Annotated in this window: 10 protein-coding genes; 8 read left to right on the top strand and 2 right to left on the bottom strand. The window is 65.6% G+C overall.

Annotation, left to right across the window (positions count from 1 at the left end; genetic code table 11):
* Positions 1-25 precede the first annotated feature (25 nt).
* The 8 genes from O0J15_RS04110 to cueR all read left to right on the top strand — a co-directional run bounded on the left by O0J15_RS04110 (position 26) and on the right by cueR (position 10,383).
* Positions 26-310 carry a hypothetical protein gene (locus tag O0J15_RS04110; protein WP_005409434.1) on the top strand — a complete coding sequence of 95 codons (285 nt, stop codon included), beginning with the start codon at positions 26-28 and terminating at the stop codon, positions 308-310.
* Positions 311-399: 89 nt separating this feature from the next.
* Positions 400-1,422, top strand: coding sequence for a glucokinase (locus O0J15_RS04105; RefSeq protein ID WP_164144264.1), 1,023 nt, complete (start codon positions 400-402; stop codon positions 1,420-1,422).
* A 51-nt stretch (positions 1,423-1,473) separates the two neighbouring features.
* On the top strand, positions 1,474-2,472 hold the full coding sequence (locus tag O0J15_RS04100; RefSeq protein WP_227844611.1) for a N(4)-(beta-N-acetylglucosaminyl)-L-asparaginase: 999 nt from the start codon (positions 1,474-1,476) through the stop codon (positions 2,470-2,472).
* The gene (locus O0J15_RS04095) at positions 2,469-3,206 is read left to right on the top strand and encodes a copper homeostasis protein CutC (RefSeq protein WP_308305122.1); all 738 of its coding nucleotides are present in this window, start codon (positions 2,469-2,471) and stop codon (positions 3,204-3,206) included. The genes O0J15_RS04100 and O0J15_RS04095 overlap by 4 nt, the downstream gene beginning before the upstream one ends.
* Before the next feature lie 165 nt (positions 3,207-3,371).
* A complete protein-coding gene (locus tag O0J15_RS04090; RefSeq protein ID WP_308305121.1) occupies positions 3,372-4,001 on the top strand; it encodes a hypothetical protein in 630 nt (209 codons plus the stop codon).
* A 295-nt stretch (positions 4,002-4,296) separates the two neighbouring features.
* Positions 4,297-7,254 (top strand): TonB-dependent receptor, encoded by a 2,958-nt coding sequence (locus tag O0J15_RS04085; RefSeq protein ID WP_308305120.1) that lies wholly within the window; start codon positions 4,297-4,299, stop codon positions 7,252-7,254.
* 160 nt (positions 7,255-7,414) lie between these two features.
* Positions 7,415-9,916 (top strand): heavy metal translocating P-type ATPase, encoded by a 2,502-nt coding sequence (locus O0J15_RS04080; protein WP_308305119.1) that lies wholly within the window; start codon positions 7,415-7,417, stop codon positions 9,914-9,916.
* 11 nt (positions 9,917-9,927) lie between these two features.
* Complete coding sequence (gene cueR, locus O0J15_RS04075) at positions 9,928-10,383, top strand: Cu(I)-responsive transcriptional regulator (protein ID WP_019661429.1); 456 nt, start codon at positions 9,928-9,930, stop codon at positions 10,381-10,383.
* Between the two features lie 79 nt (positions 10,384-10,462).
* Here the strand turns inward: cueR and O0J15_RS04070 are convergent, their stop codons facing one another.
* Together O0J15_RS04070 and O0J15_RS04065 are read right to left on the bottom strand one after the other, a co-directional pair.
* Positions 10,463-10,657 (bottom strand): heavy-metal-associated domain-containing protein, encoded by a 195-nt coding sequence (locus O0J15_RS04070; protein WP_021204511.1) that lies wholly within the window; start codon positions 10,655-10,657, stop codon positions 10,463-10,465.
* 200 nt (positions 10,658-10,857) lie between these two features.
* Complete coding sequence (locus tag O0J15_RS04065; protein WP_019661431.1) at positions 10,858-13,935, bottom strand: TonB-dependent receptor; 3,078 nt, start codon at positions 13,933-13,935, stop codon at positions 10,858-10,860.
* Positions 13,936-14,416 lie beyond the last annotated feature (481 nt).

The following is a 14,416-nucleotide window of genomic DNA, read 5'->3' as shown; positions in this document are numbered from 1 at the left end:
GGCCTCTCCAGCGAAAGGACCTCGCATGGATATCCGCTTCATGGCCGGCACCACGCCGGTGACCCTGAGCCGCCACTGGTTCACCGGCGCGATGCTGCTGCAGAGCGCCACCGAGAAGGTCTGGGTGCAGCATCCGCTGCATCCGGGCACGCACTTCTCCTTCTCGCTGGTACAGTCGTGGCTGCGCCACATCGCCGGCCACGAAGTGCTGGTCGAGCGCACCCGGCCGCTGCTGTTTGCCGGCTTCCGCCCGCAGCGGCTGCGCGTGCTGGTGGATGGCGTGCAGGTGGCCGAACAGGAAGGCATGTAGGCCAACCTGAACCGCCGGCGCGCTAGGCAAAGCCGCCCCGATGCCTGAGAATCGAGGCGATTCAATCGATCCAAGCAGGCCAGGCCAGCGTGACCATCGCAGCAGCGTCCACGGTTTCCACCGACTCCGCCCGCGGCGGTCTTCCGCGCAGTCTCGTTGTCGCCGATGTCGGCGGCACTTTCGCCCGTTTGGCGCTGGCTGAAGCGCAACCCGGCCACGCACCACGGCTGGGCAGCCACCGCACCTATGCCTGCGCCGAGCACCCCAGCCTGGCGGCGATCCTTGCTGATTTCACCGCTGGCCTCGGCCAGCCGGTGCAGACCGCGGTGGTCGCCATCGCCGGCCTGCTCGATGGCGATGTACTGATCAATTCCAATCTGCCGTGGACGGTCTCGCTGTCGGCCACCCGCGCGCAGTCCGGGCTGCATGAGCTGCAGTTGATCAATGATTTCGAAGCGGTGGCGCTGGCCATCCCGTACCTGCAGCCTGCCACTCTGGTGCCACTGAACGGCGATGCTGACCCGGCGCAGGCGTTCCCGGCGCTGGTGCTGGGCGCCGGTACCGGCCTGGGCGCGGCACTGCGTTTCGCCGATGGCGAGCGCCCGGTGCTGGCCAGCGAGATCGGCCATGCCGCGCTCGGCGCCGGCAACGCGCTGGAACTGCAGGTGCTGGGCAAACTGCTGCAGCGCTGGACGCACGTGGACAACGAGCGCGTGCTGTCCGGCAGTGGCCTGATGAACCTGTACCCGTGCCTGTGCGAGCTGCGCGGCGTCACCCCGGTGTGGACCAGTACCGAAGCACTGATCGGTGCCGCCCGCAGCGGTGAAGACGCGCTGGCGGTGGAGACGCTGCAGGTGTTCTGCGCCTGGCTGGGCAGCCTGGCCGGCGACGCAGCGATCGCCGTCGGTGCGCGCTCGGTGTACCTCGCCGGAGGTATTTCCGCGCATGTGCAGGATTTCCTGGCCGATGGCCGCTTCCGTGAGCGCTTCCTCAACAAGGGCGTGCTGACCGAGGTGCTGCGCCAGGTGCCGGTATGGCGCGTGGAGCACGGCCAGTTGGGCGTGCTCGGCGCAGCGGTCTGGCACGCCGCACGGCAGCCCACGCACGACTGATCGGCATGACCGGCATCGTGCCGGCCGTGCATTGCAGACTGGGAGGGGAAGATGGTGGATCGCAGGCAGTTCCTGCAGGCCGGTGCACTGGCTGCAGGCATGGCGGCTTTGCCGGGCGTGCAGGCGCGCACGCAGGGTGGGGCCAAGGTGGTTTCGACCTGGGACTTCGGCGTGCCGGCCAACCAGGCCGCATGGAAGGTGCTGTCGCAGGGCGGCAGCGCGCTGGATGCGGTGGAAGCAGGCGCACGCTGGGCTGAGAGCGAGCTGTGCAACCCCACCGTCGGCCATTGTGGCAACCCCGATCGCGACGGCGTGCTCAGCCTGGACGCGAGCATCATGGATGGCGATGGCCGTTGTGGCGCAGTGGCCGCGCTGGTCGACATCCTGCATCCGGTGTCGGTGGCCCGCAACGTGATGGAGAACAGCCCGCACGTGCTGCTGGTGGGCGAGGGCGCGCAGCAGTTCGCGATGCAGCAGGGTTTCGAGCGCAAGCACCTGCTGACGCCGCAGGCCGAAGCGGCCTGGCGCGAGTGGCTGAAGACGGAGAAGTATCAGCCGCAGATCAACGCCGAGCGCCGTGGTATTCCCGGCAACAGCGACAACCACGACACCATCGGCATGCTGGCGCTGGATGCCAAGGGCCACCTTGCCGGTGCCTGCACCACCAGCGGCATGGCCTGGAAGCTGCACGGCCGGGTCGGCGACAGCCCGATTATCGGTGCCGGCCTGTATGTCGACAACGACGTGGGCGCGGCCACTGCTTCGGGCGTGGGTGAAGAGATGATCCGCAACGCCGCTTCGTTCCTGGTGGTCGAACTGATGCGCCAGGGGCGCTCGCCGGCACAGGCCTGCCGCGAAGCGATCGACCGTGTGGTGCGCAAGCGGCCGGAGGCGAGCAAGACCCTGCAGGTGTGCTTCCTGGCCATGAACAAGCAGGGCGAGGTGGGCGCCTGCGCGTTGCATCGCGGCTTCGTCTATGCGGTGTGCGATGCGCAGCGCCAGGATGACCTGCGTGACTCGCCGTCGATCTACACGAGCTCCCAGGCGTGAGTACGCGTCGGACCCTGGAGATCGCCAGCAACTCGCTGGCCTCGGCGCTGGCCGCGCAGGCCGGCGGCGCCGACCGCATCGAGCTGTTCGACAACCTGGCCGAGGGCGGCACCACGCCGTCCTTCGCCAGCATCGCGATTGCCCGCGAACGCCTGTCGATTCCGCTGTTCGTGCTGGTGCGGCCACGCCCGGGCGACTTCCACTACGACGCGCTGGAAACCGAACTGATGCTGCGTGACATCGCGCAGTGCCGCGCGCTGGGCTGCGATGGCGTGGTGATCGGTGCGCTGGACGTGCAGGGCGGCATCGACCTGGCGCTGTGCCGGGAACTGGTGCAGGCCGCCGGGCCGTTGCAGGTGACCTTCCATCGCGCATTCGATGCGGCCCGCGACCTGCCGGCAGCGCTGGAACAGGTGATCGGGCTGGGCTGCCAGCGCGTGCTGACCTCGGGCGGGCAGGTCAGCGCCGAGGCCGGTGCCGAAGTGCTGGCGGGCCTGGTGACCCAGGCGAAGGGACGCATCAGTGTGATGGCCGGCGCGGGGCTGGCCCCGGGCAACATCGCAACCGTCGCGCGGCAGACGGGCTGTACCGAACTGCACGCGTCCGCAAAAGGCCTGCGCCGCTCGGCCATGCAGTTCCAGAACCCGGCCCTGCGCGGCTTGGACCCGGACTGGAGCCAGACCGCCACCGCGACCGTGGCCGCGCTGCGGCAGGCGCTGGACGGCGCAAGGTAGCCCGCCTCTTCTGTAGAGCCGAGCCCACGCTCGGCTGCTCTTTGGGCCCCGGGGTCGGATCCCTTCGCAGAATGGCTCCGACCCCGGGCCTGCCCATCGTTGCGGCCGAAGAAGTGACGCTTACAGCACGTTCGAACGGCTGGGGCGGCAGGCCAAGTCGTTGAAATGGATACGCTGGTGCGCCGTCGCATGGCGGCGCAGTCGGTGATTGCCGATAGTGGTTCATACCGTCGTTCGCCAACGAATTCCCGCATGTTTCGACTGTTCCTGCTGCTTGTCTGCGTGGTGCCAGCCATTGCAATCGGCGCACGTGAAGGGCATGCACCGGAGTGGGTGCGGGAGGTGGCTGCCGACAAGGACCTGCAGGTTGACCCCGAAATGGTTGGTGTGAGGCTTGAGCCAACCGCGCGGGGCGCGTTCCTCGACACGCGCGTACATCGGATCGGGGAGAAGCGCTTTCGCGCGCTGTATCAGGTGTTCGATTCAAACGCTTCCAACCCGATGGGACGTTGTGGCGCTGGGCGCGAGATCCATCTGTTCGTCTACGAATTGACCCTGCCGAAGCCCATTGAGCGCGGCAGGGTGTTGATCAGCAGCTGCCTTGAAACCCTGTCTCTGGTGAGCCAGAACTCAGGGCGATCCAACAGTGAATCCGACTTTTCCTCGGTCATCTGGCAGGGGGACGGGTTCTCCATCGAGTGGTGGGGTATCGGACCCGGAGGCGATACGTCGAGCCACTACGCGCTCCGAAATGACCGCTTCGTCCCGACTCGATCGGGTGAGGGGAATCGCTGAGGGCGGACAAAACCGTTCCGCGCGCGGCTGTCGTGATCGTGTCACTACTTCGTGCGCCGTTCTCTCAGCGATGTGTCGCAACTATTTGATTGTTATGGACGTCGGTGGCCGCTAGCGGCATTCCGCCGGCTGTTGCTGCGCCGCCGCATGCCGGGCGTGGTTCAGCTGTGCTTTAGTTTGGATCGATCCACAGGGGAGGTGCCATATCGGTCGTGAACCGATCCAAGCGCCTGGATCCGTCGTAGTGCCGCGCCACCGTCCGCCCGTGCGTCCACATCTTCGAAGAGCAACCACCATGGCTCAGATCGTCCACAAGCGTCGCCACCTGCTGTCCCAGGCCCTGATCCTGGCCCTGCTTCCCCTGGCTGCCAATGCGCAGCAAGCCTCAAGCTCGTCTACCAAGGATCTCGACGCGGTCACCGTCACCGGCTCGCGCATCAAGCGCGCCAGTGTCGAAGGCCCGGCCCCGGTCAACGTGATCACCGCGCAGCAGATCCAGAGAGAAGGCTTCGTCAGCGTGTATGACGCGCTGAAGACGCTCACCGAAGCGACCGGCACCGTTGAAGCCGCCTCGCAATGGGGCTCGCACACGCCCAACGCCAGTGGCCTGAACCTGCGCGGGATGGGCCCGAACCGTTCTCTGCTGCTGGTCAACGGCCGCCGTGTGGCCGACTACCCGCTGCCCTACGGCGGCGAAACCAATTTCTCCAACTACGGCAACATTCCGGCCGCAGCAGTGGAGCGCATTGAAGTGCTGACCGGCGGCGCCTCGGCCATCTACGGTTCGGATGCGATCGCCGGCGTGGTCAACGTCATCCTCAAGACCAACTACGACGGCGACGAAGTGCGCGTGCGTGGCGGTACCTCCACAGAAGGTGGACGAGATACCTGGGACCTGTCCTGGGCCGGCGGCAAGACCGGCGACAACTGGAGCGTGACCTACGCGCTGCAGTACACCAAGCGCGATCCGCTGTTCGGACGCGACCGACCGCAGATGGACGACGCCGACGACGCACCGTATCCCTCCTGGAACATGGAGCAGCGCAAGGTCGGCTTCCGCCCCACCTCGGGCCTGGCATTGATCGACCCGACCAACGGCCAGCGCCTGGCACCGCCTGCAGGCACCTGCGAGAAGTTCGACGGCGAGTACTACACTGCCGATCGGCTGGTCTACAACTACGCTACCAACACCATCACCAACACCGGCCGCCTGTGCGGCATGAGCGCCGACTACGCCAACTGGCTGCTCACCGGCGGCGCCGAGAATGTTTCCGGCAACCTCTACGCCACCTTCGATTTCAGCAGCGACCTGCAGGCCTGGACCAACCTGGCGGTGTACCACTCCGAAGCGATCTGGGGCACCAATCCGCCCAGCGTCTCGCTGATCGACGACGACAACGGCTATTACTGGGATGCCAACCGCAACCGCCCGATCCTGGGCGTGCGCCAGTTCACTCCGAACGAAGTCGGTGGCCTGGATACCCTGCGCAACACCAACCGCGAGCTGTCCTGGGACTGGAGCGCAGGCCTGCGTGGCCGCCTTGCCGATCGCTTCGACTGGAGCGCCTCGGTGGGCCGTTCCTACTACCGCGTGGAAGAACGGCAGAACGTGGTGGACGAGCAGAAGTCGTACGACTACTTCCTCGGCCCGCGCCTGGGCACCACCCCCGATGGCGAGGCGATCTACGCGTTGAACGAATCGCGCTGGTGGAATCCGCTCACGCCGGACCAATACTGGCAGATGGGCACGGTGGCCAGGAACCGCGCGTCATCGTGGGTCAACCAGGCCTCGGCGGATATCACCGGCGAGCTGTTCCAGGGCTGGGCAGGCCCGATCTCGTTCGCAGCGGTAGCTGAAGTCGCGCAGCAGGGCTACCACCTCAGCCCGGACCCACGCGCCGGCATCGATTTCGACCTGCAGAACGTCGACCGCGGTGGTGGCGAGCGCACCCGGTATTCAGCGGGAGTCGAGTTCAAGATCCCGCTGCTGGAGAGCGTGACGGCCACCGCGGCCGCACGCTACGACCGCTATGGCAACTACAAGGCCGATGACAGCAGTGAAGCGTTGGATATCGGCAGCCAGAAGGAAACCACCTGGAACGTCGGCCTGGAATGGCGCCCGGTCGAATCGCTGCTGGTGCGTGGCTCGTATGCCACCAGCTTCCACGCGCCGGACATGCACTACCTGCTGGGCCAGCCGAGCAGTTCCGAAGTGCAGACCTATGATCGCCTGCGCTGCATCCAGAGCGGTGCCTACCTGGTCAACAACTGTGGCGTGGGCAACACCGATGTCTGGTACACCTTCGACGTGAACCGCCGTGGCACGCCGCTGCTGCGCTCGGAAACCGGTGATTCGTGGACGGTCGGCTTCGTCTGGGACGTGATGCCCAACCTGTCGGTCAGCGCCGACTACTGGGCGATCAAGCTGGAAGACATGATCGTCGACGTCGGCGCCGACGAGGTGCTGGCCAGCGAGGCCGGCTGCCTGACCGGCAAGAACATCGATGGCACGCCATGGGCCAATCCGGCCGGTGGCGACTACTGCGCCGGCATCCTGGCGCGCGTGAACCGTGACAGCAACGGGCGCCTGGTGTCGATCGAGCGCGGCCCGTTCAACCTGGCCAGCCGCGAAGTGCGTGGCGTCGACCTGACCGCGCGCTACCGTCTGGAGACCGCGCAATGGGGCAGCTTCCAGCTGGGTGTGAACTACACCAACCAGATCTCCACCAAGGAACAGCGCTACGCCAACGACCCGAACCCGGAACGCCGCGACCGCGACCTGCGCAGCAAGCTGCGCGCGAGCCTGGCCTGGCAGCGCGGCAACTGGAATGCCAATGTCTATGCCGACCGCGTGGGCTCGGTGCCGGGCGTGCGCTACCACTGGGGCACCGACCGCCTGGACAACCCCGGCGGCTGCCTGCCGTTCGCCGATGGCTACGTGCCCAGCGACAGCCCGTCGCTGAACTGCCTGGAGCCGGCAACGCGTCCGGATGGCTCGCCGAACCCGAACCCCAATGCCGGGCAGCAGACGGCGCGCTACTACGGTCGAGTGGGGCCGTTCATCACCTGGAACTTCAACGTGGGCTACCAGGTGACCGAACACGCGAAGGTAAACGTGTACGTCAACAACGCCTTCAACTCCGCCAGCTGGAATCACAAGGATCCGTACAAGCTGGACTATGACTTCGCCCCGACCCGGTTGCTGAGCGCGGTCGGCCGTGAGCTCGCATTGGAGTATGTGTTCACGTTCTGAAGAGACCGACCTCGCCGGTAGATCCACGCCATGCGTGGATGCGGAAACGGAACGCCGGGGGCGGCGCCCCCTTCAGGCATGCGGACAGGCTGGATTTGACCTTCCCACGATGGCAAGGTTTAGCCTGTCCGCATCCAGAAGGAACCCCGGGAATCCGATCATGAGCACGCCCCGCGCCGCTGCCGCCACCGCAAGTCCTGCCACCATCAGCCTGCCCATCGAGGGCATGACCTGCGCCAGCTGTGTCGGCCGGGTCGAGGCGGCGCTGTCCAGGGTCGAAGGTGTGGGCAGTGTTTCGGTCAATCTGGCCACCGAGCGCGCGGATATCCGCCCGTCCGGCCCGGTCGATCGGGCCGCGCTGATCCAGGCGGTGGAGCGGGTGGGCTACGACGTACCTGCCGCCACCGTTGAACTGGCCGTGGAAGGCATGACGTGCGCCTCCTGCGTGGGCCGCGTGGAGCGCGCGCTGCTGGCGGTGTCAGGCGTGAGCCAGGCCAGCGTCAACCTGGCCACCGAGCGCGCCACGGTGCGTGGCGTGGCGGATGCTGCGACGCTGGTCGCCGCCATCGACAAGGCCGGCTATGACGCACGCGTAATCGAGGCGGGTGTGCAGTCCGATGACGAGACCGTAGAAAAGAAGGATGCCGAGCGTGCCGAACTGAAGCGCGACCTGATCGTGGCAACTGCGCTGGCATTGCCGGTGTTCGTGCTGGAGATGGGCTCGCACCTGATTCCCGGCATGCACGAATGGGTGATGGCCACGATTGGCATGCAGGCCAGCTGGTACCTGCAGTTCGCACTGACGCTCCTGGTGCTGGCCATCCCCGGTCGCCGTTTCTACCAGAAGGGCTTCCCGGCGCTGCTGCGCCTTGCACCGGACATGAATTCGCTTGTGGCGGTGGGCACCGCTGCGGCGTTCGGCTATTCGGTGGTCGCGACCTTTGCACCGCGGCTGCTGCCGCCGGGCACGGTGAACGTCTACTACGAAGCGGCGGCGGTAATCGTCGCACTGATCCTGCTCGGCCGCTTCCTCGAAGCGCGCGCCAAGGGCCGCACCTCGGAGGCGATCAAGCGTCTGGTCAACCTGCAGGCCAAGGTCGCCCACGTGATCCGTGACGGCCGCACCGTCGATATCCCGGTCAATGAAGTGCAGAGCGGCGACGTGGTGGAAGTGCGGCCAGGCGAGCGTGTGCCGGTCGATGGCGAGGTGGTTGAAGGCCGCAGCTACATCGACGAATCGATGATCAGCGGCGAGCCGATTCCGGTTGAGAAGCAGCCGGGCAGCAGCGTGGTGGGCGGTACGGTCAACCAGAAGGGCGCACTGACGGTACGTGCGACGGCGGTGGGCGCGCAGACCCTGCTGGCGCAGATCATCCGCATGGTCGAACAGGCGCAGGGCTCGAAGCTGCCGATCCAGGCGTTGGTTGACAAGGTCACGCTGTGGTTCGTGCCGGCGGTGATGCTGGCCGCGCTGGCGACCTTCGCAGTCTGGCTGATCTTCGGCCCGTCGCCGGCGCTGAGCTTCGCGCTGGTCAATGCGGTGGCGGTGCTGATCATTGCCTGCCCCTGCGCGATGGGGCTGGCCACGCCGACCTCGATCATGGTGGGGACCGGTCGTGGCGCCGAAATGGGCGTGCTGTTCCGCAAGGGCGAAGCGCTGCAGCTGCTGAAGGATGCGCAGGTGGTGGCGGTGGACAAGACCGGCACGCTGACCGAGGGTCGCCCGCGCCTGACCGACTTCGAGATCACGGACGGCTTCGATCGCAGCACAGTGTTGGCGGCAGTGGCTGCAGTGGAATCGCGCTCTGAACATCCGATCGCCCGCGCCATCGTCGATGCAGCCACTGAACAGGGCATTGCACTGCCGTCGATGATCGATTTCGAATCGGTCACCGGCATGGGCGTGCGTGCCAGCGTTGATGGTGCGCGGGTGGAGGTCGGTGCCGATCGCTTCATGCGCGATCTGGGCGTGGACATCACTTTGTCTGCGGCGCTGGCGGCAGAGCTGGGCACCCAGGGCAAGTCGCCGCTGTATGCCGCCATTGACGGTCGCCTGGCCGCAATCATCGCGGTATCCGATCCGATCAAGCCGAGCACGCCGGCCGCGATCGCGGCACTGCATCAGCTTGGCCTGAAGGTGGCGATGATCACCGGTGACAACGCTGGTACCGCGCAGGCGATCGCGCGCCAGCTCGGCATCGACGAAGTGGTGGCCGAGGTGCTGCCGGAAGGCAAGGTCGAGGCGGTGCGCCGCTTGAAGACCACACATGGCCATGTCGCCTTCGTCGGCGACGGCATCAACGATGCGCCGGCACTGGCCGAGGCCGATGTCGGCCTGGCGATCGGAACCGGTACCGATATCGCGGTGGAATCGGCCGACGTGGTGCTGATGTCGGGTAACCTGCAGGGTGTGCCGAATGCCATTGCGTTGTCGAAGGCGACGCTGGGCAACATCCGGCAGAACCTGTTCTGGGCCTTCGCCTACAACACCGCGTTGATTCCGGTGGCCGCCGGCGTGCTGTATCCGGTCTGGGGCGTGCTGCTGTCACCGGTGTTCGCGGCCGGTGCGATGGCCCTGTCCAGCGTGTTCGTGCTGGGCAATGCGCTGCGCCTGCGCCGCTTCCAGCCACCGATGGCGGATGCCGCCGCCGTCACTCATTGAAGGGAATACCCATGAACATCGGTGAAGCCGCCAAAGCCTCCAGCGTGTCGGCGAAAATGATCCGCTACTACGAACAGATCGGCCTGATTCCCGCCGCTGATAGAACCGAGTCGGGCTACCGGGCGTATTCGCAGGCGGACATCCACCGCCTGCGTTTCATCCGCCGCGCACGCGATCTGGGCTTCCAGGTGGCCGAGATCACCGATCTGCTCGGCCTCTGGAACGATACCTCGCGGCACAGCGCCGACGTCAAGCACCTGGCCGAGCAGCACATCGCCGATCTGGAGCAACGCATCGAGCACATGCGGCAGATGGCCGACACGCTGAAGTCGCTGATCAGCTGCTGCGCGGGCGATGAGCGCCCGGAGTGCCCGATCCTGGAGCGGTTGGGTGAGGACGATGGGACGCTGGTACCGGTCGATACCGCGAAGACTGGTGCGGTGCGGCGGCGTACGCACAAGCATTGACTCGATATCGCATGCATGAAAAAGCCCGCCGGGTGCTGTAGTACCCGGCGGGCTTTTCAGTATGGGACAGGACAGGGGATCAGGCAGTACGCGGCGGGAAGCCGGCATCGGTCAGTGCCGCCACGATCTGCGCTTCGCTGGCCGAGGTCTGCACCTGCACTCGGCGGCTGGCCGGGTCTGCCTGCACGCTGGCCTGCGGATCGACCAGTTCGATCGCCTTGGTCACGCTGCGCGCGCAACCGCCGCAGGTCATGCCTTCAACATGGAATTCCATCCGTAGCTCCTTGGGTGCTCTTGGGGTCGAGTCAGTGTGCACCTTCCAACGATGGCAGGGTCAAGTGCCGGGCTGAACGACAGGCAAGGCGGCAAAAAAAACGGCAGCCGCCTGTACCAGCGCGGCTGCCGTGGAGGAACGTCCCCGCCAGGGCGGGGCGTGGGTTGCACCGGGGCGCGCCCGGGCAACCCGGTGTTGCCTTAGAACTTCCAGGTAGCGCCGAAGTACAGCTGGCGGCCTGCATAGGTATTGGAGATCAGGCGTGCCTTGGTGTCGCTTCCCAGATGCACGCGCTGCTCGGACTTGGTGGCGTTGATCACCGAGGCGGTCAGGGTCCAGTCCGGGGTCAGGTTGTAGGCAACATTCAGATCCAGCTGGTCATACGGTTCGGTGTAGACGGTGAGGCCATTGTTGAGCCCGCCGACCACTTGGCCGCGACGGTTGAACGAAGCGCGCGCGAGGAACTTCTCGTTCTCGTAGAAGACCGTCACGTTGGCCTGGTTCTTGGCGCTGCCGACCAGCGGCGAGGAGCCGATTTCCTGCCCGTCCAGAACAATGGAAGCCAGGTTGGTGTCGTTGTAGGTGTAGTTGGCCTGCACGCCGAAGCCGAAATCGAAGGTGTACTGGCCATACAGCTCGACGCCTTGCGACACACCATCGCGGCCATTGGCCTGGGTCTCGTAGCGCTGCACGTTCACCGCTTCACCGTTGATGACCATGGGCGTGTCGCGCACCACCGGCAGGGTGAAGTTGTCCACGTTCTTGCGGAACAGGCTGACGCCGGCGACCGCGCCCGGCTGGAAGTACCACTCCAGGCCCAGGTCGAACTGGGTGGCCTTGAACGGCTCCAGCTGCTTGTTGCTGCCCTGGCCGACCCAGCCTGCGGTCGATGCGCCACCGGCAACGCGGCGATCATTGACGTACTCCTCGCTGTAGTAGCTCAGTGCGCCCGGTGCTGCGATGTCGGTGTAGCCTGGGCGGGCGATTACCTTCGATGCGGCACCACGCAGCACCAGCGTGTCGGTGATGTCCCATGCGATGTTGAAGCTCGGCAGCACGTCGGTGTAGGTGCGGTCCACGCCGATCAGGCTGTAGGTCTTGCTCTGCGCCAGGTCATGCGGCAGGCGCACGAAGCCGCTCTCGCAGCTGTAGGTCGGGTAGGCCGCAGCGGCGGGGTCGGTGCACGCCATCGGCGCACCGGATGCGTTGTCCAGGAAGTAGTCGTTGAACTTCTCGATCGAGTCGGAAGACTGCGCGAACTGCTTGGTGCGCACCACACGCACGCCGACATTGCCGCGCAGGCGCTCGGTGCGGAAGTTGGCCTGGAAGTAGCCGGAGTAGATCTTCTCGTTGACGTTGTAGACGAAGTCTTCCTCGGTACGGTTGTGCGAACCACCGTAGGTCTTGTTCAGATAGTCGATGTACGCCGGGTAGTTGATGCCCGGGAACACGTTGGCATTGAAGCCACCGGCAATGTTGCTGATCGGATTGGACAGGAAGAAGCCGGGCTGCGCATCGCCGGCAGTCGGATCGCAGCCACTCTGGTAGCGGCTGTTGTCATAGTCGGCCGGGTCACGGCCGGGGCACACCCAGTAGGTGTTGCCGGTGTTGCGGTGCACCTTGCCGTCGCGGTATTTGGCACCGAACTGGATTGAATCCAGCCAACCGGACTCGAACAGCTTGGTCACGTCGGCCTGGAAGTAGTTCTGCTTGACCTCGGTGCGCTTCCACGACGAATCGGTCGAGCCGGTGTCGACTTCGGCGATGCCGTTCATCAACTGCTGCTGCAGGTCGGGCGAGAAGGTGGCAGACGGCGTGCCGGTCAGGTCCCATGCGCTGTACTGGTTACCGGACAGGTAGTCGTTGCCGACCTTGCGGCGCGGCTTGGCCGACATGCGGAAGTTCATCGACGGACCACCTTCGGACCAGGTGCGGCCACCGGTGAACGAGGCCTTCCACAGCGGGCTGATGTCCCAGTCGATGGTCAGGTCGGCGGTCTGCGACAGCGCCTTTTCCTTGCTGTAGCCACCGGTCAGCTGCGGTGTCGGAATCGTGCAGTCGTCCGGGCCCCAGCCGCCGGGCTTGAGGCCGGCGGCCTTGGCCTGGTCTTCGCTGCAGTAGTAGGTCTTTCCAGCCAGCTTTTCGAATTGGGCACCCGTGACGGTGTTGCCGCTGGCATCGAAGTCCAGGCCATTGAGAAGGCGGCCTCCGGCCCAGTTGCCGTCCTGGTTGTAGCGCGCCATGCTCCATTCCGGAATCTTCAGCATGTTCTGGGTGTAGTCACCCTGCAGCTCGAAGCGGAAGTAGTTGGCGGTCATCGTGACGTTGTCGACCGGCTTGAACTGGAAGGTCAGCTGGCCGCCCTTGCGCTCGCGCTTTTCTTCCTTCACCGCGAAGTTGACCGAGGTCGGCATGAAGAAGTCGCTGTAGTTGCCGCCGGTCTGGTTGTTGAAGCCGGACTTGCCCCACCAGTAGTGGATGCCATCCTGCTGCTGCACGTTGCCATAGGCGTCGCGTGCCCTGCCGGCGCCGTACCACTGGTAGTCCTCGGTGCTGGCTTCCATGGTGCGGGTCGTGCGCTTCTGCTGCGTCACGCCGACCAGCACGCCGAAACGCTCATCCTTGCTGTGCCACGAATACAGGGCCGAGGCCTGCGGGTCGATATCGTGGTGGGTATCGGAGGAGGTGCCCTCAAGCGTGACGAAGCCCGAGTTGGACTCCATGTCCAGCGGACGGCGCGTGTGCAGGATGACCGTGCCGCCGATGCCGCCTTCGTCGATGCGGGCTTCCGGCGACTTGAACAGCTCGGCGCTGGACAGCATGTTCGACGGAAGCAGGGTGTAGTTGAACGAACGGGTGGCTTCGTCGTTGGTTTCCGACGTGGCCACGTAGTTGCCATTCAACTGGGTCAGGGTCAGGTCCGGTGCAAGGCCGCGCACGCTGACGCTCTTGCCTTCGCCACCGCTGCGGGTGATGACCACGCCGGGCACGCGCTGCAATGCGTCGGCCACGTTCTTGTCGGGGAACTTGCCGACGTCCTCGGCGGTGATCACTTCGACCACGGCGTTGGCGTCGCGCTTCTGCTCAAGGCTCTTTTCGATGGCGTAGCGGTAGCCGGTGACCTGGACGCTGTCCAGAGTGGTGGCATCCGGCGCGCCGGTAGACGTGGCCTGTTGCGCGGCGGCGCCAGCCGGAATGACGGCGGCGGCCAATGCCAGCGCGATGGCCAACGACAGTGCGTCCTGGCCATGCGTACGTATTGAATGCTTCATTCCCATCTCTCCCTCTCTCCTGGATTGATCCGGTGACGTGGCACGGACAACTTGAATCGATCTAATTTGAAGTGACTTTGCGGCTGTCGCCATGTGGGTGGCAGAGCACCGCGCGTGTGGCCTGGTACGTCCTGTTGCTGCTCCCCCAACTCCCGGCCATCGCAATGTCGTTCTTGGATCGATCTAAGCGATGGGCGGGCGATTTTTAGCACGGGTCGCCCGTGGGCGCATGCTGCTGCGCAATATGGTACTGGCGTGGCGAAGGGATGACGGTTTGCTGAAATCAGTGAAATCGTTTTCGTGCGCAGGGGAAGGGTGGGTTGGCAGGGCTGCGCCCTGCACCTGCGGTAGTGCCGGCCGCTGGCCGGCAACAGCCAAAGCCAAAGCCAAAGCGGCTCTGGGTTGTCTGTGGCTTGGCGGGGCGGTGTGGGCTGGCAGGACACGCCGTAAACCCGTCCCTGGGGGCTCGATGGCGCCATCCATGGCG

This window comes from Stenotrophomonas sp. Sm10, assembly GCF_030985515.1.
GTDB lineage: Bacteria > Pseudomonadota > Gammaproteobacteria > Xanthomonadales > Xanthomonadaceae > Stenotrophomonas > Stenotrophomonas hibiscicola.
The sequence above is the reverse complement of the archived record's forward strand: the minus strand, read 5'-3'. Positions and strand labels throughout refer to the sequence as shown.